Raw genomic sequence first — 24319 nt, 5'->3', positions numbered from 1 at the left:
TTCTCACATTCCCAGAAATGCCTTCTTCACATGCTCGTCGTTCAGCAGCTGCTCGCCCGTGCCGGTGAGTACCACCCTGCCGGTCTCCAGGACGTAGGCCCGGTGGGCAATGCGAAGCGACTGATAGACGTTTTGTTCCACCAGGAGGATGGTGACCCCCTGGCGGTTGATTTCCCGGATGATCTCGAAGATGGTCTTCACAAAGAGCGGCGACAGCCCCAGTGACGGTTCGTCCAGCAGCAGGAGCTTCGGGTTGGCCATGAGGCCGCGGCCGATGGCGAGCATCTGCTGCTCACCGCCGGACATGGTGCCGCCGAGCTGTTTTTCCCGCTCCTTCAGGCGGGGAAACATGGTGAAGACCCGGTCAATATTGGCGTCGCGGTCACTCCGGGCGCTCTTGACATACGACCCCATGCGCAGATTTTCCCGAACGGTCATTTCCGGGAAGATCTTCCGGCCCTCCGGGACCTGGACGATCCCTTGTTCGACCACCTCGTGGGATTCGAGCCCCTGCAGGTCGTTGTCCAGGAAGGTGATGGTGCCGGACGTGGGTCTGACGAGGCGGGAGATGTTCTTCAGGGTCGTCGATTTACCGGCGCCATTGGCGCCAACCACGGTGACGATCTCCCCTTCGTGTACCTCCAGGTCGATGTCCCAGAGGACCTGCATATCTTCGTAACTGAAATTGAGCTTGTGTATCTTAAGCATGAAAATCACCTAAGTATGCGGTTACAACTTCCGGGTTGTTGACTACTTCTTCAGGGCTACCCTCTGCCAGCTTCTCCCCGGAGTTCAGGACCACGATCCGGTCGGAGATCCGCATGATCGCCTTCATGTCGTGCTCGATGACCATCTGGGTGATGCCGCTCTTCTTGATCTCCAGGATCAAGCGGATGATCTCGTCGCTTTCGGCTGGGTTCAGTCCACCCATGACCTCGTCGAGCAGCAGCAGTTCGGGCTTGGTTGCCAGGACCCGTGCCACTTCCAGTTTTTTCCGCTCGCCGATCGGGAGTCCGCCCGCCTTGAAGTTGACCTTGTGCTCCAGTCGGACCACCCGGATCTGCTCCATGGCCATCTCCCGAGCCACTTTCAGGGAGTTGGTCCGGCACAGCGCCCCGACCATGACGTTGTCCACAACCGACATCTTGGCCAGCGGCCTGACCTTCTGCCAGGTTCTGGCCATGCCGAGTTTGCAGACCTTGTCCGGGCTGAGGCCGTTCATCCGCCTCCCCTTGAAGAGGATCTCCCCCCTGGATGGCGGATAGTAGCCGGTAATGCAGTTGAAGAGGGTAGTCTTGCCGGCACCGTTGGGGCCGATGAGCCCCATGATCATTCCTTCCCCCATCTCGAAGGAGACATCGGCGTTGGCGGCCAGCCCACCGAAGAACTTGCTGACGTGCTTGATCTCCAATATGGCCATCAGGCATTCCCCCTGTTCCGCTTGGCAGCAAGGTTGTTGACGAAGCCGAGCACGCCGTCGGGCATATAGAGGATGACGATCACCACCAGGATACCGTAGATCAGGACATGGGCATGGGAGAGGTTCTCGGTGAGAAACGTGCCGAATCCCGACTCCGCTCTGACCAGCCCCGACTTAATGAGAGCTTCGGCAATGACGTTGCTGCGCAGTGCCTCGGAAAGCGGAATCAGCACCAGCGCGCCGATCACCGGTCCGTAGATGGTGCCGATGCCGCCGATGATGCAGATGAGGACGATCTGCACCGACAGGTCGAGGGCCAGGACCGTGGTCGGGTCGATGAAGCCGACGTAAATCGCGTAGAGGCTTCCGGCCAGGGAGGTGAATACCGCCGAAATGGCGAGGGCCGCGTTCTTGTAGGCGGTCAGGTTGATTCCCAGGGAGTGGGCCGCGTCCTGGTCTTCACGGATGGCCTGGAAGTAGTAGCCGAGTTTGGAGTGTTGCACCCCCCGGGAAACGGCGATGATGAGCAGCACGCAGATCAATCCGGCGTAATAGAACGGCACCTTTGAGACGAAATCGGTGAGTACGGTCCCGCCGATCTTGAACGGGGGAAGCTCGGTGGTCAGAATGCCTTCGGCACCGTTGGTGACATCCTTCAGGTTGAGGGTGGTGACCCGGAAGATCTCGGCCACGGCAATGGAGGCGAGAACGAAGTAGGGGCCCCGCAGCCGGAAGCAGATGGTGCCGATGACCAGCGCCGTTGCCAGGGCAGCAAGCATGCCGGCCCACATGCCGTACCAGGGTGGGATCTGCCTGAACTGCAACAGCATCATGGTCGTGTAGGCGCCGACCCCGAAATAGGCGGCGTGTCCCACCGAATACTGCCCCGTATACCCGCCGAGAATATTCCAGCTGGCCCCCATGATGATGCTGATGAAGATGAGGATCATCATGTGGAGGGCATAGGTGCTCTCCACCAGCCGCGGGAAGAGAAAAAGGAGGGCCACCACCGCCAGGGTGAGGACGATCCGGACCAACGAGGCCCCGCTGTTGTTTGCACGTGATTGAGGTAATATGCGCATGGATACGACTCCGCCGGCTATGCGTTGGACTTGCCCATCAGACCGGATGGCTTGAAGAGAAGGACCAGGAGGAAGAGGACGAAGACGATCACCTCTTTCCAGCCCGACCCGAGGTAGACGCCACCGATGGATTCGGCGATGCCGATGAGTATACCCCCCAGTGTCGCCCCGACAATGCTCCCCATGCCGCCCAGGACGGTGATGACGAAGGCCTTCAGGGTGAAGGTACTCCCCACCTGGGGGAAGATGTAGTAGGTGGGGGAGATCAGCGCCCCGGCAGTACCGGCCAGGGAAGCGCCGAGGCCGAAGGCGATGATGGACATCCGGTTCACGTTGATACCCATCAGCTGGGCCGCCTCCCGATCCTGGGCCGTGGCGCGGATGGCCTGGCCGGTGTCGGTCTTGAGCAGGAACCAGTAGAGGAGGGCGGTGATCGCTGCCGTGATGGCGAAGGAGATGGCCAGGGGCTGGGAGACGGAAATCCCCAGGATATCGACGCTGCCGGACGAATAAGAGGTGGTGAGAATCTTGTAGTCCGACGTGAATGCCAGCATCACGGCGTTGCTCATGATCAGCCCGAGACCGATGGTGAGGAGAATCTGGTTCTGGGGCAGGGAGTTCAGAATCCGGTTGATGAAGACCTTTTGCAGAACCCCGCCGTAGAGAAACATGAGCGGTATGGTAAAGACAATGGAAACGAACGGGTCCACACCCAACAGGGTGAACAGGAAGTAGGTGGCATACATGCCGAGCATCAGCAGGTCGCCATGGGCGAAGTTGATCACCCGCATGACGCCGAAGATGATGGTCAGGCCGATGCCGATCAGGGCGTAGACGCCGCCGATCAGGATGCCGCTGATGAGTGATTGGAGGAAGATGGTCATGGAATGGCTCCGATTGGGGTCCCCTTCGAGAAAGGGGGATTCGGGGGGATTTGCCGTGAAGAAATCCCCCCCGTCCCCCTTTTATCAACGTGGGGAGCAGACTACTTCTTCCACCCCGGGAACGGATAGATCGGTTTCTTGGAGGTGTATTTGGTCGGATACACAGTCTCGTGAACACCGTTCTGGACCTGTTCCACCAGCATCTGGTGCTTGTTCTGGTTGGTGTAGCCGTCATAGTCGCGGAAGGTCACCTCTCCCATGATGCCGTTCCAGTGGCCGGTCTTGAGTTCGTTGCGCATCTTCTCCTGATTGCCGGCTTCCTTGGCAGCGGTCTCGGCCATGATGATCATCGAGGCGTAGGCGGTGGATGCGTGATAGGTCGGCTCCTTGCCGAACTTTGCCTTGTAGCGGCTGTTGAACTCCTTGGCACCGGGCCAGTTCACGTCACCGGTCCACTGGGTGCTGGAGAAGACATAGTTGGAGATCTCTTTCTCCTTGGCGAACTGGGCAACGGAGAAGCCGGCACCGGCTCCCAGGAAGGCCTGGGGCGTGATGCCGATCTCACGGGACTGGCGCATCAGCAGGATGGCATCGGCCACGTAGGAGATCATGAAGACCAGGTCCGGTTTCTTGGATTTGATCTTGGAAAGGGTCGAGCGATAGTCGGGCGAACCCGGGGAATAAGCCTCCTCGGCCACGACGCTGATCCCTCTCTTTGTGGCAAAGGCCTTGGCAGACCTGGCTCCGGAGGTGCCGAAGTCGGTATTTTCATTGATGATGGCGATGGTCTTGGGTTTGCCGAGAGAGGTGGCCATGTCGAGCAGGATGTTGGCGTAGTCGTTGGTGGTGGCGCTTAAGCGGAAGGTCCACTTCAGGTTCTGGCGGGTGATCTCCTCTTTTGAGGCCACCGGGATGAGCAGCGGAGTCTTGTACTTTTCGGCCAGTTTGGCAACGGCGTTGGCGCATTTGGAGCTGTACGGGCCGACCACGCCGGCCACCTTGTCGCGAGTGGCCATTTTTTCAAAAGCGGCCATCGATTTTTCCGGCTTGCCGGTGTCGTCCTCCTTCACCAACTCCACGTCGATCCCCCTCTTTTTCAGATCTTCAAGGGCCAGCGTGACGCCGTTTGTCAGGTTCTCGCCGATCGGTGCCTCCGGGCCGGTTATGGAGTTAACGAAGCCTAATTTCACCTTTGCCGCCTGTGCCAATCCCGGAGTTGCGACGCATAACGACAATGCCAGTGCTGTCAACCTGTTCTTCATCGGTGTGGATCTCCTTTGTGTGGTGGTTTATTGGCTGAGGTTAATAGTAAGGTTACGATATATTATGCGAAATGCAACGGAGATGCCACTTTTAATTAAGTGTAAAACCATGTTTTTAAAATGGGTGAGGAGTGGTCATGATAAGCGGTGGCCGAAAATGATCGGATCGGTGGGGTAGGGAGAGAGGCGATAGGTATGGAAACGAAACGGGCTCCCCCGTTAGCGTCGGAGGAGCCCGTTTCAGTAACCTCAGCCGGTCGGAGACTCAGGTAATGACCATTGGCCGCATCATGTCATGCTCCTCGTGCTCCAGGATGTGGCAGTGCCAGACGTACTCTTTCCCTGGCGTTCCCAACATGGGATTGAGACTGTTCGGGACGGCAAACGGCGTTGTGGGAAGGTCGAACCTCATCAGTATCCTGGTCACTGTTCCCGGATGCATGCGGGCTGTCTCCTTCCACCCCGATTCGTTCGGGTCCGGGGGGATGGCCGGCCCGGTGAAGACGGTGGTTCCGGCCATGTACTGAGCCGCGTCGAACGGTTGGCGGTTGAGGATCTGGAAGTTCACCAGGTGCAGGTGTATCGGGTGGGTGTCGCCGGTGAGGTTGTAGATCTCCCACACCTCGGTGGTGCCTGCTGCCGGGTTCTCCGTGGAGGGATCCATGTACGCCATGCCGGCCCCGCGCACGGCGAGGGCATCGGTACCGAGCCGCTGTTGGAGGCGGCCCCAGGCATCGAAGTTCTCGTTCAGGGTCAGGCGCCGCGGCGTACCTCCCGGAGGTGTCAGGAACGGATCGATACCGAGCGACAGGTCGGTGTCTTTGGTGATCGTCAGGGGCAGGTCAGAGCCGGTCGCTGCAACAACTTTGAAGCGCATGAGTATCCTGGTGTTGGGGCCAAACCCCGGGGTCGTCAGTCCGTTGACCGGGTTTGCTGTCGTATTCCACTTCGGGAAGTAGTCGTTGCGCGGATCGCCCATAGGGAACGGAGCCGGGGCGTCCGAGTAGAGAATGATGTTTTTTCCCGAATACTTGCCGAAGTCGAGAATCAGATCGGCCCGTTCGGCCGGCGCCAGGAAGAGGCTCCCCATGGCGAGGCCGGTGACCGGATTGACGGCGAACGGAGCGTTGGTGGGGACCAGCGCCGGCTTCGGCAGGAAGCCACCTTCAGCCCCGATCTGGAGAACGGCCGGCTGGTTCTGGGCTGCATCGACAAACGGGGCGTTTGTCGGGTTGCCGAAGTTCGGGCTGAGGGGGTTTGTTTCCAGGGTGATCCCGTCCGGGCTGCCGTCGTCCACGTAGAGCTGCAGGTTCATGAATCTGGCTTGGCAGGCGTTGAGTATCCGCAGCCGGTAGCGGCGAGCTTCGACGGTTGTCTCCGGAAAGACCGTGCCGTTGACCAGCATGGTGTCGCCGAACATCTCGGGGATGCAGCTGGGGTTGGGGGGGGTGAGGCCGGTGCTGCGGCGCCACCGGTTCCGCTCGTAGAGGTGCGGGTACCAAAGGCTGCCGGGGGTCGTCGCGGACGGGTCGACGATCGATTTCCAGGTCGGGTCGAAGGTGTTGATGTTTGCCCCGACAAAGATCTTGTCCTGGAATATCAGGGGTAGTTCCTGGACCAGCTTCCCTCCCAGGACCGAGTCCTCGATGAACGGGGGCAGTCCCATGTTCCGGAGGTTTCCCTCGAAGTCGTCCCGGAGAACATAGGCAGTGGCGATCCCGGCATAGGCGTTGGTGCGGGTGATGTCGTGGGCATGGTCGTGGTACCACATCAACCGGGCGCTCTGCTGGTTGGGATAATACACCTCTCCTTGGCCCGACAGGAGCCCGGGATTCAGAATTTTGTAGAAGTTGGTACTGCCAGAGGCGATTGACGGTCCGTAGTTACCGTTCGGATCGAAGAAGGCCATGGGGCCGCCATCGCTGATCCACGGCACGAACCCACCGTGCAGGTGGGTGGATGTGCGGTTCACGCTTATCTGGGCATCGGGGAAGTAGTTGCTCTTGTCGACCGGAATGATCGGATTCGCCGGGAGTCTGTTGGTGAAGGTGATCTGAACCGGCGACCCTTTCTTTGCCACGATGATTCCGCCAAGGTGCTTCTGTGGCTGACTACCGCCGCCAAGAGGGGTGACCGGGTTGTATCCCCACAGGCTGGTCGGGCCGAGGGTCGGGCAGACGCCGCTGTCCTGGAACTGCTTGATGTCGATCGAGTAATGGGCCGCACCTGTCGCTGTTACCCCGTCCGATGCTGCCACCGGTATTTGCCCGGGGCCTACACCGCGCAGGGTGGTCTTGAAGAGGGGAATCTTGTTGGCCGGGCTCTGATAGAAGGCAAAGGCATCGTTGCGTCCGAGCCACTTCACCGGAAGTGGCAGCATGGATGCCCCCGCTGCCAGGCCGCTGATCTGCAGGAATTTACGTCTGCTTATCTTTTTCATGTCGATTCACTCCTTTCTCGAAATTATACTGATTGTTCCGACAGGCTCAGTTCATGCTTGGATTTTCTCACTGTTCCGGCGACGGTATAAAGCGCATCCCGCCAGACCGACCCCGACGAGCAGAAAGGTTCCCGGTTCCGGAACGACGTCGGTGCTGGCATAGGCGTAGACATAACCTTGATCGCCATTGGCAAAACCGGGGAGATACAGTGATTTTACAAAGTCGCCACCGGCCCGACCAGACGAGAACGCGTTGATGAAGTAGTCTTCGCTGTCCGAGGCTGAGGTTGAAAGACCTGTCCTCGTGTTGCCCAGCGTGAAGAGGACATTCCATCGTGCATGGATCGGCTCGTTTGCTCCGGTCAGGTCTTGGATGTCTTTCAGTACCGAGTACCACCCGTCGTATTGAACGGTGCCAGCGCCGTTTATGGTGAAAAACTGCTTGTACGATGCCGCAGCGTTGCCAAAAACGTTTCCGTCAGTGCCGATGAGTGTCAGGTCGGCGTTTGGGTTGGTGTTCATAACCTGGCCGATGGCATCGAATTGGTGGTTAAGGTCGTATACCGATGCCTGGGCATAGGCGAGGTTCGGAGCTGTCTGGGCGTCGATGCTGAAGGCGGTACCGTACGGGGAACTGAGGGAAGCCGAGGCGGTGGACGAGAAATTGTTGGGGTCGAGAACGACGGTGCCGGTCGTCACGGAGAGGGCGGTACCCAGATCGGCTATACTGTTGGCCTGGGTGTTGAGGTTCAGGTAGAAGGCCGAAGCCAATGACGTTTGTACCAGCAGCGCGATCCCGACCAGTACGGTTAGAATGATTTTTCTTTTCATCTTTGTATCCCCCTTTTCTGTGTTGGTTCAGCAACTTACTGGAAAATAAACATAAGTTTCTTCTGGTTTGATGCGTAACTGTTGCATGGTGCTACGTATGAGTAGTCAATTGATTTGTATTTTAGGCATAATGTGTGCCAAACTGAATGTTAAACAAATACAGCATGTTGTGTTGGTGTGGTGGTTTGGTGTAAAAGCTGTCGACATTACAATATGCTGTTTTTTATAGGTTTTGGGACAACTAGATGTATGTCTGTTAATGATGGGGCTCTGCTTCAAGCATATAGCGTGCCATTATTGTTGAGATGGCGTTGAGTGGAAATATGCGAATGATTACGAACTGAATTGTTGGTTGCTCGGAACGTGGTGGAATTCTGACGTTAAACAGGGGATGTAAAGAAAATTTACACACTGTAAATATATGTTACTGATCATTTTGGGGCAGATGGACGGACAAGGGGCGGTTTGTTTGGAGGCGATAGTGTAAAGATTTTTGAACGATATAGAAAAAATAATGTCAAATTGTGATTGCTGAGAGGTTGGTTAGCTTTTAATTGGCTGAAATGTTTATGTAAATGTCTGGTTTATTGTTTTTTTTACGCGGCGCCATGTGTAAAGAATCTCGACACTCAACAACGACTATTTAATCTTCCTGGCAGACCCTAAATATTGACGACGGCGCAAGAGTGCATTACATAATGTGCTGTCTCGATTCTGCCGGATAAAGGATGGCTATGGGGTATCGCAATCTGCGGGAATGTGTCGTTGACCTGGAACGACATGGCATGTTGACGAGGATAGAGGTTGAGGTCGACCCGAACCTGGAGGCTGGTGCGCTCCAGCGGCGGGTCTACGCGGCAGGGGGGCCGGCACTCCTTTTCACCAACGTCAAGGGGAGCAGCTTCCCGCTGCTGGGCAACCTGTTCGGCACCCTGGAGCGGACCCGCTTTCTGTTTCGCGATACCCTGGCCACCATCGATCGACTGGTGGCGCTGAAGATCAACCCGGCCGAGGCGCTGCGGCATCCTCTGCGCTACGTCTCGACCCTCCCCGCAGCCCTCTCTCTGCTGCCGAAAGCGGTGGGGCGCGGACCTATCCTGTCACACCGGACCACCATCGATCAGCTGCCGCAGGTGAAGTCGTGGCCCGATGACGGCGGTGCCTTCATCACCCTGCCGCAGGTCTATTCCGAGAGCCCGCTTGCGCCCGGTTTCCGCCGGTCGAACCTGGGGATGTACCGGGTCCAGCTCTCCGGCAACCGCTACGAGCAGGACCGGGAGATCGGCATTCACTACCAGATCCACCGCGGTATCGGTGTCCACCACGCCGAGGCCCTGGAGCGGGAGGCGCCGCTCAAGGTCGGCATCTTTGTCGGCGGACCACCGGCCATGAGCGTCGCAGCGGTTATGCCGCTGCCGGAAGGGATGCCGGAACTCTCGTTCGCCGGGCTCCTGGCCGGCCATCGCCTCCCCATGGTCTGCCGGCCAGGGGAACTCCCCATGCCGGCCGAGGCCGATTTCGTCATCACCGGCACCATCGACCTTGACAAGACCCTGCCGGAAGGGCCATTCGGCGACCACCTGGGGTACTACAGCCTGGTGCACGACTTCCCGGTGCTGCGGGTCGAGAATGTCTATCACCGGGAGGGCGCCATCTGGCCCTTCACCACCGTCGGCCGGCCGCCCCAGGAGGATACCTCGTTCGGTGCCTTCATTCATGAACTGACCGGCGGCCTTATCCCCACACTCCTTCCGGGGGTGAGAGGAGTGCACGCCGTGGATGCTGCCGGCGTCCATCCGCTGCTCCTGGCCGTCGGCAGCGAGCGGTACGTGCCGTATGCCGCGGAGCGGGAGCCGCTGGAACTGCTCACCATCGCCAACGCCATCCTGGGGCAGGGGCAGCTCTCCCTGGCCAAATACCTCCTCATCGCGGCCCACGAGGACAATCCGCCCGATCTTCACGATATCGCGGCCTTTTTCCGGCATATGCTGGAGAGGGTCGACTGGCAACGGGACCTGCACTTCCAGACCAGCACCACCATCGACACCCTGGACTACTCGGGGAGCGGTCTGAACCGCGGCTCCAAGGTGGTCATTGCCGCTGTCGGCCCGGCTCGTCGGAAGCTTGCTGCGGAACTGCCGTCGGATCTCCGGCTGCCGGAAGGCTTCGGCGCGCCGCGGGTGGTCCTTCCCGGCATCCTGGCCGTGAACGGTTCGGCCAACAGCGCAGACAGGAATGCCGCTGATCCTTTGGTGGAGGAGTTCTGCACCGTTCTTGCCGGGCAGGGGGGGCTGGCTGGATTTCCCCTGTTGCTGCTCGTGGACGATAGCGAGTTCGTTGCCAGGAGTCTCAACAACTTTCTTTGGACGGTCTTTACCCGCTCCAATCCCGCATCGGATATCTATGGGGTCAAGGCCGCCACGATGTGCAAGCACTGGGGGTGCGCCGGGCCGCTGCTGATAGACGCCCGCTGTAAACCGCACCACGCTCCGCCGCTCATCGATGATCCGGCGGTAGAAAGACGGGTTGATGCTCTGGGTGCGCCCGGTGGGCCGTTGCACGGGCTTGTTTGACGACGGGGACCGAAAAATGTCCCTTTGTTGGCCTCCTCGAACCGGCGATCTTCGCTGATCACGATTGTCTCCCTTCACAGCCCCTTTTCCCATGCCAGTGCCGCCATCCCCAGAAGTCCGGCGTCGTCCCCCAGCGTACCGGGCAGTACCCGTACCCGCTTCGTTGCCGCCGGAAAGGCGCGGGCCTTGAGTTCCGCTGCCATGGCCGGAGCGATGAAGGGGAAGCTCGCGGCCATGCCGCCGGTCAGGATAAAGGCCTCCAGGTTGAGGAGATTGACTGCCGTGGCCGCGGCCTGTCCCAGGTAGCGCCCGGCGCGGGCCAGGAGCTGCCTGGCGAGCGGGTCCCCCTGGACAGCTGCCTGGCCGACGGTTTCAGCGGTGAGCATCTCCCGGTCGGTTTCGGCGAGCATGCTTGTGGTGCCGGCATCCAGCTGCTGTCGCGCCTCGGTCAGCAAGGCACTGGCCGAGGCATACTGCTCAAGGCACCCCCGGTTGCCGCAGGGGCAGGCGATCCCCGCCGGCTCCACCGTGGTATGGCCGAATTCGCTGGCAATGCCGTCGTGTCCGGTCCAGAGAGCGCCATTCAGGATCAGGCCGCTGCCAACCCCGGTCCCCAGGGTGAACAGGAGAAATGACGAGAACGGTTGTCCGGCTCCGAAGCGGAGTTCTCCTACGGCAGCGGCATTGGCATCATTGGCGGCAACGGCCGGCAGCCCGGTGGTGGCCAGCAGCAGGTCATTGATGTTGAGACCGTCCAGAAAAGGGAGATTGACCGCCTTGTGGAGCAGTCCTGCTCCATTCACCAGTCCCGGAACCCCGGCTCCGATGGCCACAATGGCCCTGTGCCGGTGGAGCGCCTCGGTGCGCAGCTCCTCAATGGCCGATCCAAGACCATCGACGAACGCGGACAGGCCGCCTGTTACGCAGGTGGGGCGGCGTAACCGCGCAATGATCGATCCATCCCTGCTGATCAGGGCCAGTCTGAGGTTGGTTCCTCCCAGGTCGATGGCCAGTGTGACGTCTCTGGTGTCCCTGGTGGCTGTCACGGTTCAGGCCGGCGGGCCGCGGTCTGAAAGGCCGGCAGGAGGCGCTCAAAGGTGACGGTGAGGTTTTCTGGCATGATCCGTACGTCGGGGATGACGGACATGAAGTTGGTATCGCCACCCCACCGGGGCACGATGTGCAGGTGGAGATGGTCCTCGACCCCTGCCCCGGCGGCACGGCCGAGATTGATGCCGACATTGAATCCGTCGGGCCGTGCCGTTTCCTGCAGCATCCGTTTGCACAGCCCGAGGGTCCGGAAGAGATCGAGCATTTCTTCGCTCGTGAGCCCTTCGATTTCGGCGGTGTGGCGGTTGGGTGCTATCAGCAGGTGACCGTTGGTGTAAGGGTACCGGTTCAGCATCACCAGCGAGAGTCCGGTACGGTACAGGAGCAACCGTTCCGGGTCGCATTCCAGGTCGGGCGGGAGGCAGAAGATGCAGTCGGCTGACTTGTTGTTCAGGATGTATTCCATCCTCCAGGGTGCCCACAGGCGTTCCATAGGTGCAATTTCCTTTTTGGCTGGTAGACTAAAAACTTTGAATGAAAATTTGCTTAGTGATTAATGTGCCGGACCGATAACCAATTGCCGGATGGCTAAATATGAGCCGTGTCATTTTCTATTAACACATCGACCGGTCTTGACAAGCGTTTTACGAATCTATTCCAATAAAATAGGTTTATATTTTATTATCAATAAACCCTTGACAGGGTGGAAGAAATGGGCATATCTTAGCCAACTTCTGCTAATGGTTGTGTTATTTGGGTAATATTGTTGGTGGGGTAGAAAGTTATTTTACTAATACTAAAAACAGGGGAGGACTATGCATGACCAAGAAAACTGATGCGCTAGAATACCATTCCATGGGGCGTAAAGGCAAGATCGAGGTTGTTGCGACCAAACCGTGCCTTACTTCCCGGGACCTCGCTTTGGCATATACGCCGGGTGTTGCCGAGCCCTGCCTGGAGATCGAGAAGAATCCCGAAGATGTCTACAAGTATACGGCCAAGGGGAACCTGGTGGCCGTTGTCTCCAATGGCACTGCCGTGCTGGGTCTCGGCAACCTGGGCGCCCTGGCCGGCAAACCGGTCATGGAAGGGAAAGGGGTTCTCTTCAAGCGCTTTGCCGACATTGACGTCTTCGACATCGAACTCGACACCGAGAACCCCGACGAGATCATCCGGGCCTGTCAGCTCCTGCAGCCGACCTTCGGTGGTATCAACCTGGAGGACATCAAGGCACCGGAGTGTTTCTACATTGAGGAAGAGCTCAAGAAGACCATGAACATTCCGGTCTTTCACGACGATCAGCACGGCACGGCCATCATCTCCTCGGCTGCCCTCATCAACGCATTGGAGCTGATCGGCAAGAAGATCGAAGAGATACGGATCGTGGTGAACGGTGCCGGGGCCGCGGCCATTGCCTGCGCCAACCTGGCCATTTCCCTCGGGGTGAAGAAGGAACATCTGGTCATGTGTGACACCAAGGGGGTCATCTACCAGGGGCGCAGCGAGGGGATGAACAAGTACAAGGAGCGCTTTGCCGTCGATACCAAGTTTCGCACCCTCGAAGAGGTAGCAGAAGGGGCGGATGTCCTGTTCGGGCTCTCCTCCAAGGGGGCATTCACTCCGGAGATGGTGCGCACAATGGCCGTGAACCCGATCATCTTCGCCATGGCCAACCCCGATCCGGAGATCACCCCGGAAGAGGCCAGGGCGGTCAGGGGCGACGTTCTTGTCGCCACCGGTCGTTCCGACTATCCCAACCAGGTGAACAACGTCCTCGGTTTTCCCTTCATCTTCCGTGGTGCCCTTGATGTTCGGGCCACCTCCATCAACGAGGAGATGAAAAAGGCAGCGGTCTATGCCCTGGCCGAACTGGCCCGGGATGAGTGTCCGGATTCGGTCTGCCGCGCCTATGGCAATGTCAAATTCTCATTCGGCCGTGACTATATCATCCCCAAGCCGTTCGATCCCCGCGCCCTGCTCAGAGTGGCCCCTGCCGTTGCCAAGGCGGCGATGGAGACCGGGGTGGCCCGCCAACCGATCGAGGACATGGACAAGTATGTCGAGCACCTGGAGGCATTGCAGGGAAAGGCCAAGGAAACCCTGCGGCTCTTGATCAACAAGGCCAAGTGCGATCCGAAGCGGATCGTCTTTCCGGAAGGGGACAACGAAAAGATCCTGAGGGCGGTGCATGTTCTCATGGAAGAAGGGATCGCCCAGCCGATCCTCATCGGGAACCAGGAGAAGATCTCGGCCAAGATGGAGGAGCTGGGACTCGACTTCAACGGCAACGTACCGATCATCGATCCGGCTACCTATGAGAAGTCCGACGCATACGCCGACGAACTCTTCCGGCTGCGGCAGCGCAAAGGGCTTACCCAATCGGAGGCCAGGCGGTTGATGACCCGCAAGTCCCGTACCCATTTCGGCTGCATGATGGTGCGCCAGGGTGATGCTGATGCGCTGCTCGCCGGTATTGACACCCACTACCCCGAGACCATCCGCCCGGCCCTTGAGGTGATCGGCAAACAGTGCGGACTCTCCGGCGTGCACGGCCTCTACATGATGGTCTTCAAGAAGGGGATCTACTTCCTGGGCGACACTACGGTCAGCATCGACCCGACCGCCGAGGAACTGGCCGAAACCGCCATCCTTGCTGCGGAAAAGGCGAGGTTGCTGGACATCGAACCAACGGTTGCCATGCTTTCCTTCTCGAACTTCGGTTCGGCCAACCATCCGCTGGCCAAGAAGGTGAGGCGGGCCGTGGAGATCGTCAAGGAAAAGGCTCCGGGCCTGATCGTTGACGGGGAGATGCAGTCGGACACCGCCGTGGTTACGGAGATCCTGCAGAAGAGCTTCCCGTTCGCGTCACTGAAAGAGGCTGCCAATGTCCTCATCTTCCCTGACCTGAACTCCGGCAACATCTGCTACAAGCTCCTGCACCACCTGGGTGGCGCCGAGGCGATCGGTCCGATCCTGATGGGTATGAACAAGCCGGTGCACGTCCTGCAGCGGGGCGACGATGTGAGTGATATTGTCAACATGGCGGCCATCGCCGTGGTGGATGCCCAGAATTCGTGAGCAATTCTTTGCAGTAACGTTACCTGAACGAGGGGGCCTGTCCGGCCCCCTTTTTTTGTATCCTGTCTGATACGATAGGGTGTGTGCGGTCGCCCCGGTTGCGCTCGGCAAGACGGGAGAGAAGGAGCAGCAAATGGAGCGTATCGTGGTGGTGGACGTGGAGACTACCGGTCTGTCGATGAGGCGAGGGGGGCGGGTCATAGAGGTCGGCGCCGTAGTCATCGAAGACGGCACTATCGTGGCCGAACTGGCCACCCTGATCAGCACCGGCGCGCCGATAAGCTACGGTGCATTCCGGGTGCACGGCATTTCGGAAGAGATGCTTATCGGCAAACCCGGCCCGGAAGAGGTCTGGCCCGAGTTTCTTGCGTTCGTCGGGAGTGCGGCCCTGGTGGCCCACAATGCCAGCTTCGACAGTGCCTTTGTCCGCCACGAACTTCACCTTCTCGGACATCGGCTCCCCAACTGCTGGCACTGCACCGTGCGCCTTGCCCGTAAAAAACTCCCCCATATCCCCAATCACCGGCTGGATACGGTCTACCGCCACCTGTTCGGCCAGTTTCCGGCGGGGACACAGAGGCACAGGGCGCTGGACGACGCCCGGATGACGGCGCAGGTGTGGCTGGAGTTGACCAATAGGGCGTAGGGGTGGGGCTACCCCGCCCCGCATCCGGATTGTGATTGTTAAATTAAGTGTGACTTATTTTGTCGCTGGTTTGTGGTAGTCTATCCGGCAATGGTTTGTGGGGGGAGGGAAGGGGATGTCTTGATGGCTCCCTCCTTTGTGAAAGCCGGATGGAGGGGGGGCGGTGTTGGGAGAAGGGGGAACGGAATGAACTATGCCCTGACGTTCATCACCGTCGGTCGATCCGGCTGCAGGATTATGATTATTCTGCGGGCGGTGCTTATTTCGTGACGGTCTGCGTGCAGGGGCGGGAATGCCTGTTCGGGGCCGTGGTTGATGGGATGATGTGCTTGAATCCGGCGGGGGCTGTCGTTCGGGCTGTGTGGGAAAAGCTGCCGGAACGTTTTCCGAATGTGGCATTGGATGGATACGTGGTCATGGCGAACCATTTTCACGGGATCATCATGCTGATTGGTTGTAGGGGCGATCCTTGTGATCGCCCATGCTTTTCGGACGAATGCACGGTTCGCAAGACGGGCGAACACAAGGTTCGCCCCTACGGTACGGCGACGGGGTCTGTAGGACGTATCGTCCAGGCATTCAAATCCATGACCACAAACGCCTACGTGCATGGGGTGAACGAATATGGTTGGCCGTTGTTTTCGGGCCGGTTGTGGCAGCGCAATTATTATGAACGGGTCATCCGCGACGACGGTGAATTGGCGGGTATCCGGGAATATATTGCCGATAACCCTGCCAAGTGGGCCGACGACGAGGAAAACCCGGATGTTGTGTCGGGACGCTGCTTGCCGCGCCCGCACTTTGTCATTGGCTTGTGATACTGTCTCGCAACGGTTTGTGGGGGATGGGTGGAGGGGAGATGATGACTCACTTTTGGGCGAAGACCATTACAGACGGGAAGCCGGGCATCTCCGTCTACGACCACATGATAAATGTCGGCTGCGTGGCACAATGTATCGCGGAATCGTCGCCGGAACTTCTCGAACGTTTAAACCTGTTGGCTTCGATGGTTGGCGCTCTAGCCGCTCTCCATGATCTCGGCAAGATCTCACCAGGCTTCCAGCGCAAATGTGAGGCTTGGCTTGCAGAAAACGGTCTGGCGACTATTGCCCGTAACGGCTGTTGGGACACAGGGACAGAACCTGATCACGGCAAGGTTTCACACTCAGCGGTACAGGAGTTTCTGGTTCAGAAGGGCGTCGCCAGAGGCATCGCAAAGTATGTGGCCGCAGCGCTTGGTGCCCATCATGGTCGGCTGAAATATCTCCCCACTGATCGCGGCATAAGGCCGGACAAACAGATCACCGACACCCGCAGTGGTATTGATTGGAACGTCGAACGCTTCCAGAATGCCCAAAGAATTTGGGACTACTTCAAGGCGACGGACCGCTTTGAAGCCTTAAGCGGTGAATCGCCAGCAATCTGGTGGCTTGCCGGTCTTACGTCCGTTGCCGATTGGATCGGCTCTGACGAACGATTCTTTTCCCCTGATCCCAGGACTGCGGATGAAGATATTGCCACTATTGCCCGTCATGCCCTTGACAGCATAGGCCTTATCGCTCCGGTGCTGAAAACGGGGCTGTCGTTCAAGGAAATATTCGGCTTCTTGCCGAACGATATGCAGGCAAGGACGCTGGCAACGATTACCGGCCCAGGTGTCTATGTGATCGAGGCGCCGATGGGGATGGGCAAGACCGAGGCTGCGCTTGGCGCTGCCTATCAATTGATGGCAGACGGAAAAGCACGCGGTATCTACTTTGCCTTGCCGACGCAGGCGACCAGTAACCGGATACATCTGCGTATGAACGAATTCCTTGAACGCATTGCCCCCGAATCGGGCCGGAGTCGGCTTATTCACGGCAATTCGTGGCTGTTGCAGCATGACCAGGATTTCAGCCCGGCATCAAACGGCAGGCAGGAAAAATCGACGGATGACGCACGGAACGGGAGAGACTGGTTTGCATCGGCCAAACGGGCGTTTCTTGCTGCCTTTGGTGTCGGAACCGTTGATCAGGCCCTGCTCGGCGTTGTTGCGGCCAAGCATTTCTTCGTTCGGCACTTCGCCCTTGCCGGTAAGGTGGTGATTCTCGACGAGGTTCATTCCTATGACATCTACACCGGAACCCTCATCGACAAGCTCATTTCCACCCTCGAAGGGCTCGGTTGTACCGTAATCATCCTCTCAGCCACACTCACAGGCAAGCGGCGCGGGCAGATTGTCTCAACTCACGCCAACGAGATTGAAAACGCGGATCAACCATATCCGCTTATCTCGGGCCGAACAGAAGGAGCGTCTCTCGATCCGGTTGAGGCAACTCCGCCAGTTTCGCGGAAAATACAGGTGGCTTTCACAACTGCCGAAAACGCCGTCGAAGAGGCGATAGCGATAGCCCGCAAGGGTGGGGCCGTGCTCTGGATCTGCAACACTGTCGGCGCGGCCCAGAAGCAGTTCCAACAGCTTAAGAAGTTGGTTGCCGGTGAATTCCCCCTTGGGTTGCTGCATTCGCGATTTCCCTATTGGCGGCGGGAGTCGCTTGAAAAGGAATGGATGGAGCGTTTCGGCAAAGATGGGGAGACCAGATGCGGTTCCATCCTCGTATCCACTCAGGTGGTGGAGCAAAGCGTTGATCTCGATGCCGATCTCCTGATTACCGAACTGGCACCAACCGATATGCTGCTGCAACGACTCGGGCGGCTTTGGCGGCATGAGCGGGGAAACAGACCGGCAAATGCACCGCGTATCTGCATCATCGAGGAAGAGAAGCCTCTTGATGAACTGCGCCGGATGCCGCCAAAAGCGATTATCGAGGCATTTGGCGGCAAGGCAAAAGTGTACGCCCCATTTGTTCTGCTCCGCTCTCTTGAAGTCTGGCAGGCGCAGACAGAAGGGGTAACGATCCCGTCCCGGATACGGCAGTTGATCGAACTGACGTACGAGGATCGAGATGATGAACCGGATGCATGGTTCCAACTATACAACGAGTGGTACGGCACGGATTCGGCGAAGAGGATGAAAGCTCAGATGAGCAGCAATATCTGGCAACCCCCTCTTGATGATCAGGAAGGCGTTCAGACCCGTCTGAATGAGCTGCAGACGGTGTCGATGGTGCTTTGTCGCAGCATGACCAAGCAGGATGCATTCTTTGTTGACGCTACTCAGGCGGAACTTGGCGGCGATACGTTCCGGTTTGCCACGGCCAAGGCTGTCCACAGAAATCTGGTAAAGGTTCCGGCGCACCATTTCGAGCGGGTGGAGCCGTGTCCGGAGTTTACGGAATACATCTACGAGAGCCACTGCGTCGGTATTGTCGGCGATGATGGGCGCGTAGCGGCCAAAGGGCTGAAGGATGGAATCAGGCTGTTTTATTCGGATGAGATGGGGCTTTTTGTCGAGAAGACTTCAGGAAAGGAGGGGGTATGAATGTTGCCTTTGACCCGTGGATACCGGTTGTAAGCTCCTCGGGCAGACGAGAACTGGCAAGTTTGTGCAGCGTGCTTGCCGAAGGGGAGAAATACGCCGATCTGGCGGTACGCCCGCACGAGCGGGTCGCCTTGATGCGACTGTTTCTCTGCGTTGCCCATGCCGCGCTGGATGGACCGAAGAATTATGACGAATGGTGCGAGGTGCCGAAGCGTTTGCCGGAAGCGGCGCGAACGTACTTGACGGAGTGGAAGGATTCGTTTGAGTTGTTCCACCCGACGAAGCCGTGGTTGCAGGTGGCGAATTTGAAACCTGCCAAGGAGAATGATGAAAAGTCGTTTACACCTCTCGCAAAGCTCGATTTTTCATTGGCGAGCGGCTCAAACTCTACTCTCTTTGATCATGAGGGGGCTAATAACTCAGATAGGTTATTTGATTTGACTCAGTTGGTGCTTGGGCTGATCTCGATTCAGAATTTTTCAACCTGCGGGTTGCTATCTCGGCCTTTGTGGAATGGAGTTGCCACCCCGGATTCTGCCAAAGATGCACCTTGCATAACCTCTTCGATGTATCACGTATTTCTTGTCGGAAAAGATGTTGCGGAAACGGTTTGTATAAACCTATGTGATTTTGAAGAGTTGTCTTTTTTTATGAGCGGATCGCCCGGCGAAAATTGGCTCGGTCGCCCTGTGTGGGAACAAATGCCGATGAACGTAACAGATGCAAAGTCTGGCGAAACATTTTTGGGACGGTTGACACCCCTCTCAAGAGCAATTCGTTTTTTAGAGGGTGGCACTAAAATGCTGTACGGAGAGGCGCTTCGATATGCCACATATCCCGACTTCCCACAGGAATTCAATACGTCGGTAGCGATCAGGAAAATGAAGAATAAACAAGAACGGTTTTTGGTTGGGGCAAGGCTGAATATTCGCCCTTGGCGGCAATTGGATGCGATTTTACAGTACAACCTTTCGGGCGGAACCATTTCACATGCCCTGAACTTGAACCATCTGGAAGGAGAGGCCATCGACATATGGGTCGGAGCATTGGTCAGAAACCCTGGTAAGCAGGATATTCTGGACTCTGTTGAGTCGAGGTTTCACATCTCAAGACAATTCCGCACTGAGACTGGATGTGCGACCTACGCCAGTGAGGTGCAAACGGCACAAAGCGTGGCGAATCTGTTGGATACGGCGGTATATCTTTATCGGCTGGAACTTGATCCAAGCGATGGTAAGGGGCTTGGTTCGACGGCTACAAGCCATTATTGGACAACGGTCGAAAGTAATCTCCAACTTCTCATGAATCATATCGAAGCCATTGGTTCCAATGATGCTATCCCAACAAAGCAAATGTGGCGGAGCAAACTCTATGCTGCTGCTCGCGAAGCCTATCGCATAGCCTGCGGACAGGAAACGCCACGGCAGATGAAAGCGTTCGCCAAGGGGTGGCAGAAACTGACTTCTGCGAAGGATGAACCGGAATCGGAGAGTAATGACAATGAAACCAGGGAGGAGAACCCATGAGCAGCCTTCTCGAACGACTCCGCAAGAACAAGGATGACCGGGGCATGATGGCCAATCTCCGGTGCATTCTTGTGGAGAACAAGAAGCATCGTGCATGGCCGGTGCTGAATCGCCTCGGAGTGCCTATCACAGAGGATGTCCCGGCTTTTGTTGCCGGTCTTTTTGCCACTCATCCCGAGGGCGATTCGGAAACTGTCAAGAATTTTGGCGATACCTGCAAGCAGATTGAGCGGGCGCGAGGCGAGGAAGTATCGGAGCTCAGTGGCAATGCCGACAGCTCCAAGAAAAAGAATCTAACGCCGACCGAACGGCGATTTCAGTATCTGCTCGCGGCAGACAAGAGCGAAGTCCCGGAACGGGTCATGAGAATGGTGCTCATGGCAAAATCTCAGGGAGTGTCGGTCAATTACGAAAAGTTGTTGCATGATCTGAAGTATTGGGGTGAGCGGACTAAAACCGAGTGGGCCGCCTCATTCTGGACACCGGGAAACGAGCCTGTTGACGGGGAGGCCGTATGAACTGGCTGGCGCGATTGGATGTGGAGGCGGAAACTGCCCGCGCTGAGGGGATCTTCGACAGTTACGCCTGGCACAAGAAGCTCTGGGACTGTTTCCCGAATGCCCCTGATGCGCAGCGGGATTTTCTGACCAGGATTGATCCGTTGGAGGGAGCGTTCAGGTTGTGGGTCTTGTCCGGGACAAAACCGGTTTGTCCCCGGTGGTGCTCCACTGACGGCTTTGATCTCAAACAGATTGCCGAAACGTTTCTGTCACATCGGTTTTATGCCTTCGACGTGCGGGCGAATCCGGTAAGGGCGCTTGTACAGCGGGATGAAAGTGGTCAGCCGCTGCTGGGGGAAAACGGCAGGCGGAAACGCGGCAAGCGTGTGCCATTGGTTAAGTCGGACGAATTGCGGGCATGGCTTGTTCGTAAGGGAGAGGTCCGCTGTCGGGATAATGAGACCGGAGATGATGTGCCCGGAGGATTTCGTATCGTGGAAGAAAAGCCGCTTGAAATCAGCCCGATGGTGGAAAGTCATTTCCGCAAAAAGGGAGAGAGTGCATATCACGGCGGTGTCCAGTTTCGCGGGACTCTGGAAATCACCGATAGAGCACGATTTATAGAAACCTATCAGTCAGGCATCGGCAGCGCCAAGGGATTTGGTTTCGGCCTGCTGCTGCTTGCTCCAATCAACCTATAAGTGAATCAACATATACCAAGAGGAGATACGACCAATGAAACATCTGGAACTGCACATCATTCAATCCGTACCCGTTGCTTGTCTTAACCGTGACGATCTCAATTCCCCCAAGACCGCTATATTTGGCGGCGTCCAGCGGGCGCGAGTATCTAGTCAGTCGTGGAAGCGGGCGATCCGGGAGATGGCGAAGGAGATTGCTAATGAAGAAAAGTCAGACTTGTTTAGCGGTGATCGTACTCGCCGGATGGTTTACACGTTATCGACACGTCTCGTAGAAAGAGGAATCTTTTCAAAGGTTGCTACCGCAATCGCTGAACAGGTGGCGGATGTTATTGAAACCTTGGATTCAAAAGTTGACTCCGAAGGTTACAAGAAAATCAAGACCATTATGTTCTTCTCAAAAGCTGAATACGACGCGATTGCTGACGCAATAGCAACCTCTGATGAAGTTAAGAATTCTGTCGAAGCTCTGGAAAAGGCTGCTACCGACGGGAATGACAAGGACAAAGAGAAGGTTTTGAAAGCGATGGGGAAAATTTTGGAAAAAGGTGCAATTTCCAAAGTGATCAAGTCGGCGCAGTTGAAAGATGCGGCAGATATAGCGCTTTTCGGGAGAATGGTTGCCAATGACCCATCATTGAAGGTTGACGGCGCAGCTATGTTTGCGCACATCCTTTCAACGCACAAGGCTGATAACGAGATTGATTTTTTTGCCGCTGTAGATGATCTGAATAAAGATGAAGCTGGTGCGGGGATGACCAGCACGTTGGAGTTTAATTCTGCCACGTACTATCGATTTGCCGCTCTAAATCTTGATGAGCTGGCAAAAGACGACCACTTGGGAGATGTCGTGGAAGATGGGAAAACTGTACGTTCCACCGAGACTCGAAAGCAGGTTGTAAAGACATTCTTAAAGGCGACTATTCAAGCAATTCCAAGTGCACGAAAAACGACCATGAATGGTAACACGCTTCCGGTGTATGTGCTTGGTATTGTACGGGAGAAAGGACATCCTATCCAATTGGTCAATGCATTTGAAAGTCCTGTACGACCTTCAATGAAGGGGTTTGCGGTTGAATCGATAAATCGGATGAATCTTGAATATGCTGATCTTAAGGAAACTTGGGGAATTGATTCTGCTTTTGCTAAAGCTGTTGTGAAAAGTGGCCTGAAGGAACAGGTAAAAGAAAACCTTGGGAAGATAGAGACTTGTTCATTTGATGTACTGATAGACGGGATGGTGGCCCATGTCATCTGACAAATCCTTTCTGGCCCTGCGGCTGGAAGGGCCGCTCCAGTCGTGGGGATTCGACAGCCAATACAACCGCCGCAACACCGGTCTCATGCCGACCAAGAGCGCCATTGCCGGTATGTGCTGCGCCGCGCTCGGCCTGTCGCGCGGCAGTGCCGGTGAGCAGGAGTTTCTGGCCTCTTTTGTCAAGATGAGCATGACCGCAATCGCCATCCCCAGAAATGGTGTGAAAAAGGAATTGCCGGTCAGACGGTTGCAGGACTATCACACCGTTCAGAACACGAGGACTGCCGAGGGAAAAAACAAAGATTGCCACATCACCCATCGTCAGTATCTGACGGATGCTTCCTTTGGCGTTTTGCTTGAGGGTGATGCATCGTTGCTTAAGCAGGTTGCCGATGCCCTGGAAAATCCGGTGTGGGGCGTCTGGTTGGGACGAAAGACCTGTATCCCTACAGCCCCGGTCCTAGCCGGTTTACGGGATAGTCGTGAAGAAGCGTTGCGACTTCTCATCGGGGGAAGAGCGCTCGAAACCTTTACCAGGCAGGAGGAGGTGGAAAGCTTTGCCGATGGCCGGGATAGTCTCCCCGATATGCCGGTGTCGTTTGCCACGGAGCGGCGATCATTTTCACCGAGAAGGGTGCGAACGAGGCAGGCGGGGGAGATAGGTTGATGCTGGTGCGTCGGGTGTACGTTCACGGGATCATCGTTGTTACGGACCGTAGGGGCGAACCTTGTGTTCGCCATGAAACGATTGTCATTGAGAAGCCGGGCGATCACAAGGATCGCCCCTACGGGACATGTGACAATTCATTGGGGCGGATTGTCCAGGCCTTTAAGTCATTGACCACTGTCGAATATGCTCATGGCGTTACGGATCACAATTGGCCACCGTTCCCCGGCCGGCTGTGGCAGCGTAACTATTACGAGCGGGTCATCCGCGACGAGGCGGAACTCTCCGCCGTTCGGGACTACATTCATTCCAATCCTGCGAATTGGGCGGATGATGAGGAACATCCCGATCATGCGTGAATCGGCATCGGCCCGGCCAAGGCATTCGGTTGCGGGTTGTTGTCGTTGGCGCGGGGGTGAGAACCAGCCGGGCGCAGCAAGCGGCGCCCCTACAGCCTATTGGGCCATTTGCGGGATGTGTGGTAAACGCGAAGGATAATGATGGTTGAGCCGGTGACTCGATACGGAACGATAAAAGGAAGGCCGGGAATGACAAGCTCCCGCGTGTCTGGAACCCTGCCCGGCCGTCCCATGTCGGTGAACCCGGAAAGTGATTCGACAGCCGCGATGATCTTTAATACCGTTTCAGCAGCTGCGGTGGGGTTGTCCTGCGAGATGTACGCCTCAACGCTGTAGAGGTCACGACGCGCCCTACTTGTCCATTTGACGTGCAAGGCGGGTTTCCCATTCCAGCTTGATATCTTCGTGGGCGATCAGGTTGCCGGAATCAACCTCGTGAATGGCATCTTTGATTCCCTGGATTTGCCACTCTTCGACGGAGAGCATCTCCTCGACAGCGGCTGATACGAGAGATGATCTGCTCCGGTGGGTGGCTTTGGCGAGACGGTCCAGGCGGATTTTAACCGGCTCCGGCAGCTTGACGGTAACTGAAGCGCTTTTCATCGTCATCTCCTTTGGTGG

General features: G+C 57.1%; 22 protein-coding genes and 1 pseudogene. 12 read left to right on the top strand and 11 right to left on the bottom strand.

Translation table 11 applies throughout. From position 1 onward, the window contains the following. Window positions 1-3 precede the first annotated feature (3 nt). From JN12_RS13190 to JN12_RS13160, 7 genes are all read right to left on the bottom strand, one after another. Window positions 4-708, bottom strand: a complete 705-nt coding sequence (locus tag JN12_RS13190; protein WP_145023470.1) for an ABC transporter ATP-binding protein — start codon at window positions 706-708, stop codon at window positions 4-6. Further along, on the bottom strand, window positions 701-1420 hold the full coding sequence (locus JN12_RS13185) for an ABC transporter ATP-binding protein (protein WP_145023467.1): 720 nt from the start codon (window positions 1418-1420) through the stop codon (window positions 701-703). Before JN12_RS13185 ends, JN12_RS13190 begins: the two co-directional genes overlap by 8 nt. Next, a complete protein-coding gene (locus JN12_RS13180) occupies window positions 1420-2502 on the bottom strand; it encodes a branched-chain amino acid ABC transporter permease (protein ID WP_145023465.1) in 1083 nt (360 codons plus the stop codon). The genes JN12_RS13185 and JN12_RS13180 overlap by 1 nt, the downstream gene beginning before the upstream one ends. Before the next feature lie 17 nt (window positions 2503-2519). Continuing rightward, window positions 2520-3386: a branched-chain amino acid ABC transporter permease gene (locus tag JN12_RS13175; protein ID WP_145023463.1), complete on the bottom strand. Its 867-nt coding sequence runs from the start codon at window positions 3384-3386 to the stop codon at window positions 2520-2522. Between the two features lie 101 nt (window positions 3387-3487). Next, the gene (locus JN12_RS13170) at window positions 3488-4648 is read right to left on the bottom strand and encodes an ABC transporter substrate-binding protein (RefSeq protein ID WP_145023461.1); all 1161 of its coding nucleotides are present in this window, start codon (window positions 4646-4648) and stop codon (window positions 3488-3490) included. A 265-nt stretch (window positions 4649-4913) separates the two neighbouring features. Continuing rightward, window positions 4914-7088 carry a multicopper oxidase family protein gene (locus JN12_RS13165; RefSeq protein WP_145023459.1) on the bottom strand — a complete coding sequence of 725 codons (2175 nt, stop codon included), beginning with the start codon at window positions 7086-7088 and terminating at the stop codon, window positions 4914-4916. 51 nt (window positions 7089-7139) lie between these two features. Continuing rightward, window positions 7140-7919, bottom strand: coding sequence for a PEP-CTERM sorting domain-containing protein (locus tag JN12_RS13160; RefSeq protein ID WP_145023457.1), 780 nt, complete (start codon window positions 7917-7919; stop codon window positions 7140-7142). A gap of 734 nt (window positions 7920-8653) precedes the next feature. Here JN12_RS13160 and JN12_RS13155 point away from each other — a divergent pair. Next, window positions 8654-10492: a UbiD family decarboxylase gene (locus tag JN12_RS13155; protein ID WP_145023492.1), complete on the top strand. Its 1839-nt coding sequence runs from the start codon at window positions 8654-8656 to the stop codon at window positions 10490-10492. 74 nt (window positions 10493-10566) lie between these two features. On the opposite strand, the gene JN12_RS13150 is transcribed toward JN12_RS13155, so the two are convergent. Beyond that, entirely contained in the window at window positions 10567-11538 is a 972-nt protein-coding gene (locus tag JN12_RS13150) for an ROK family protein (protein WP_145023455.1), read from the bottom strand. Continuing rightward, complete coding sequence (locus tag JN12_RS13145) at window positions 11535-12035, bottom strand: HIT family protein (protein ID WP_145023453.1); 501 nt, start codon at window positions 12033-12035, stop codon at window positions 11535-11537. The genes JN12_RS13150 and JN12_RS13145 overlap by 4 nt, the downstream gene beginning before the upstream one ends. Before the next feature lie 326 nt (window positions 12036-12361). Here JN12_RS13145 and JN12_RS13140 point away from each other — a divergent pair, with 326 nt between their 5' ends. The 11 genes and pseudogenes from JN12_RS13140 (at window position 12362) to JN12_RS21220 (ending at window position 23758) form a co-directional block, all read left to right on the top strand. Then, the gene (locus JN12_RS13140) at window positions 12362-14620 is read left to right on the top strand and encodes an NADP-dependent malic enzyme (protein ID WP_145023451.1); all 2259 of its coding nucleotides are present in this window, start codon (window positions 12362-12364) and stop codon (window positions 14618-14620) included. A gap of 133 nt (window positions 14621-14753) precedes the next feature. Then, a complete protein-coding gene (locus JN12_RS13135; RefSeq protein ID WP_145023449.1) occupies window positions 14754-15266 on the top strand; it encodes a 3'-5' exonuclease in 513 nt (170 codons plus the stop codon). Between the two features lie 266 nt (window positions 15267-15532). Further along, a complete protein-coding gene (locus JN12_RS13130) occupies window positions 15533-16084 on the top strand; it encodes a transposase (protein WP_246125862.1) in 552 nt (183 codons plus the stop codon). Beyond that, the gene (cas3, locus tag JN12_RS13125) at window positions 16006-18687 is read left to right on the top strand and encodes a CRISPR-associated helicase Cas3' (RefSeq protein ID WP_145023445.1); all 2682 of its coding nucleotides are present in this window, start codon (window positions 16006-16008) and stop codon (window positions 18685-18687) included. The genes JN12_RS13130 and cas3 overlap by 79 nt, the downstream gene beginning before the upstream one ends. Continuing rightward, window positions 18684-20072 (top strand): annotated as a pseudogene (gene casA / locus JN12_RS13120) (type I-E CRISPR-associated protein Cse1/CasA); the annotation flags it as partial. The gene cas3 and the pseudogene casA, both read left to right, overlap by 4 nt. A gap of 137 nt (window positions 20073-20209) precedes the next feature. Beyond that, window positions 20210-20731: a type I-E CRISPR-associated protein Cse2/CasB gene (gene casB, locus JN12_RS13115; RefSeq protein WP_145023441.1), complete on the top strand. Its 522-nt coding sequence runs from the start codon at window positions 20210-20212 to the stop codon at window positions 20729-20731. Next, window positions 20728-21414, top strand: coding sequence for a type I-E CRISPR-associated protein Cas6/Cse3/CasE (gene cas6e, locus JN12_RS13110; protein ID WP_145023438.1), 687 nt, complete (start codon window positions 20728-20730; stop codon window positions 21412-21414). Before casB ends, cas6e begins: the two co-directional genes overlap by 4 nt. A 34-nt stretch (window positions 21415-21448) precedes the next feature. Further along, complete coding sequence (cas7e, locus tag JN12_RS13105) at window positions 21449-22672, top strand: type I-E CRISPR-associated protein Cas7/Cse4/CasC (RefSeq protein WP_145023436.1); 1224 nt, start codon at window positions 21449-21451, stop codon at window positions 22670-22672. Then, entirely contained in the window at window positions 22662-23339 is a 678-nt protein-coding gene (gene cas5e / locus JN12_RS13100; protein WP_145023434.1) for a type I-E CRISPR-associated protein Cas5/CasD, read from the top strand. Before cas7e ends, cas5e begins: the two co-directional genes overlap by 11 nt. Beyond that, entirely contained in the window at window positions 23339-23698 is a 360-nt protein-coding gene (locus JN12_RS13095) for a transposase (protein WP_145023432.1), read from the top strand. Before cas5e ends, JN12_RS13095 begins: the two co-directional genes overlap by 1 nt. Further along, entirely contained in the window at window positions 23699-23758 is a 60-nt protein-coding gene (locus JN12_RS21220) for a type I-E CRISPR-associated protein Cas6/Cse3/CasE (RefSeq protein WP_145023490.1), read from the top strand. It abuts the gene before it with no gap. A 29-nt stretch (window positions 23759-23787) separates the two neighbouring features. Here JN12_RS21220 and JN12_RS13085 read toward each other — a convergent pair whose 3' ends face one another. Together JN12_RS13085 and JN12_RS13080 are read right to left on the bottom strand one after the other, a co-directional pair. Further along, window positions 23788-24072 (bottom strand): type II toxin-antitoxin system RelE/ParE family toxin, encoded by a 285-nt coding sequence (locus tag JN12_RS13085; RefSeq protein ID WP_145023430.1) that lies wholly within the window; start codon window positions 24070-24072, stop codon window positions 23788-23790. Next, window positions 24050-24301, bottom strand: a complete 252-nt coding sequence (locus tag JN12_RS13080) for a CopG family ribbon-helix-helix protein (protein WP_145023428.1) — start codon at window positions 24299-24301, stop codon at window positions 24050-24052. Before JN12_RS13080 ends, JN12_RS13085 begins: the two co-directional genes overlap by 23 nt. Window positions 24302-24319 lie beyond the last annotated feature (18 nt).

Source organism: Geobacter argillaceus (assembly GCF_007830735.1).
GTDB classification, from domain to species: domain Bacteria; phylum Desulfobacterota; class Desulfuromonadia; order Geobacterales; family DSM-12255; genus Geomobilibacter; species Geomobilibacter argillaceus.
This window is presented reverse-complemented; position numbering and strand designations above follow the sequence as displayed.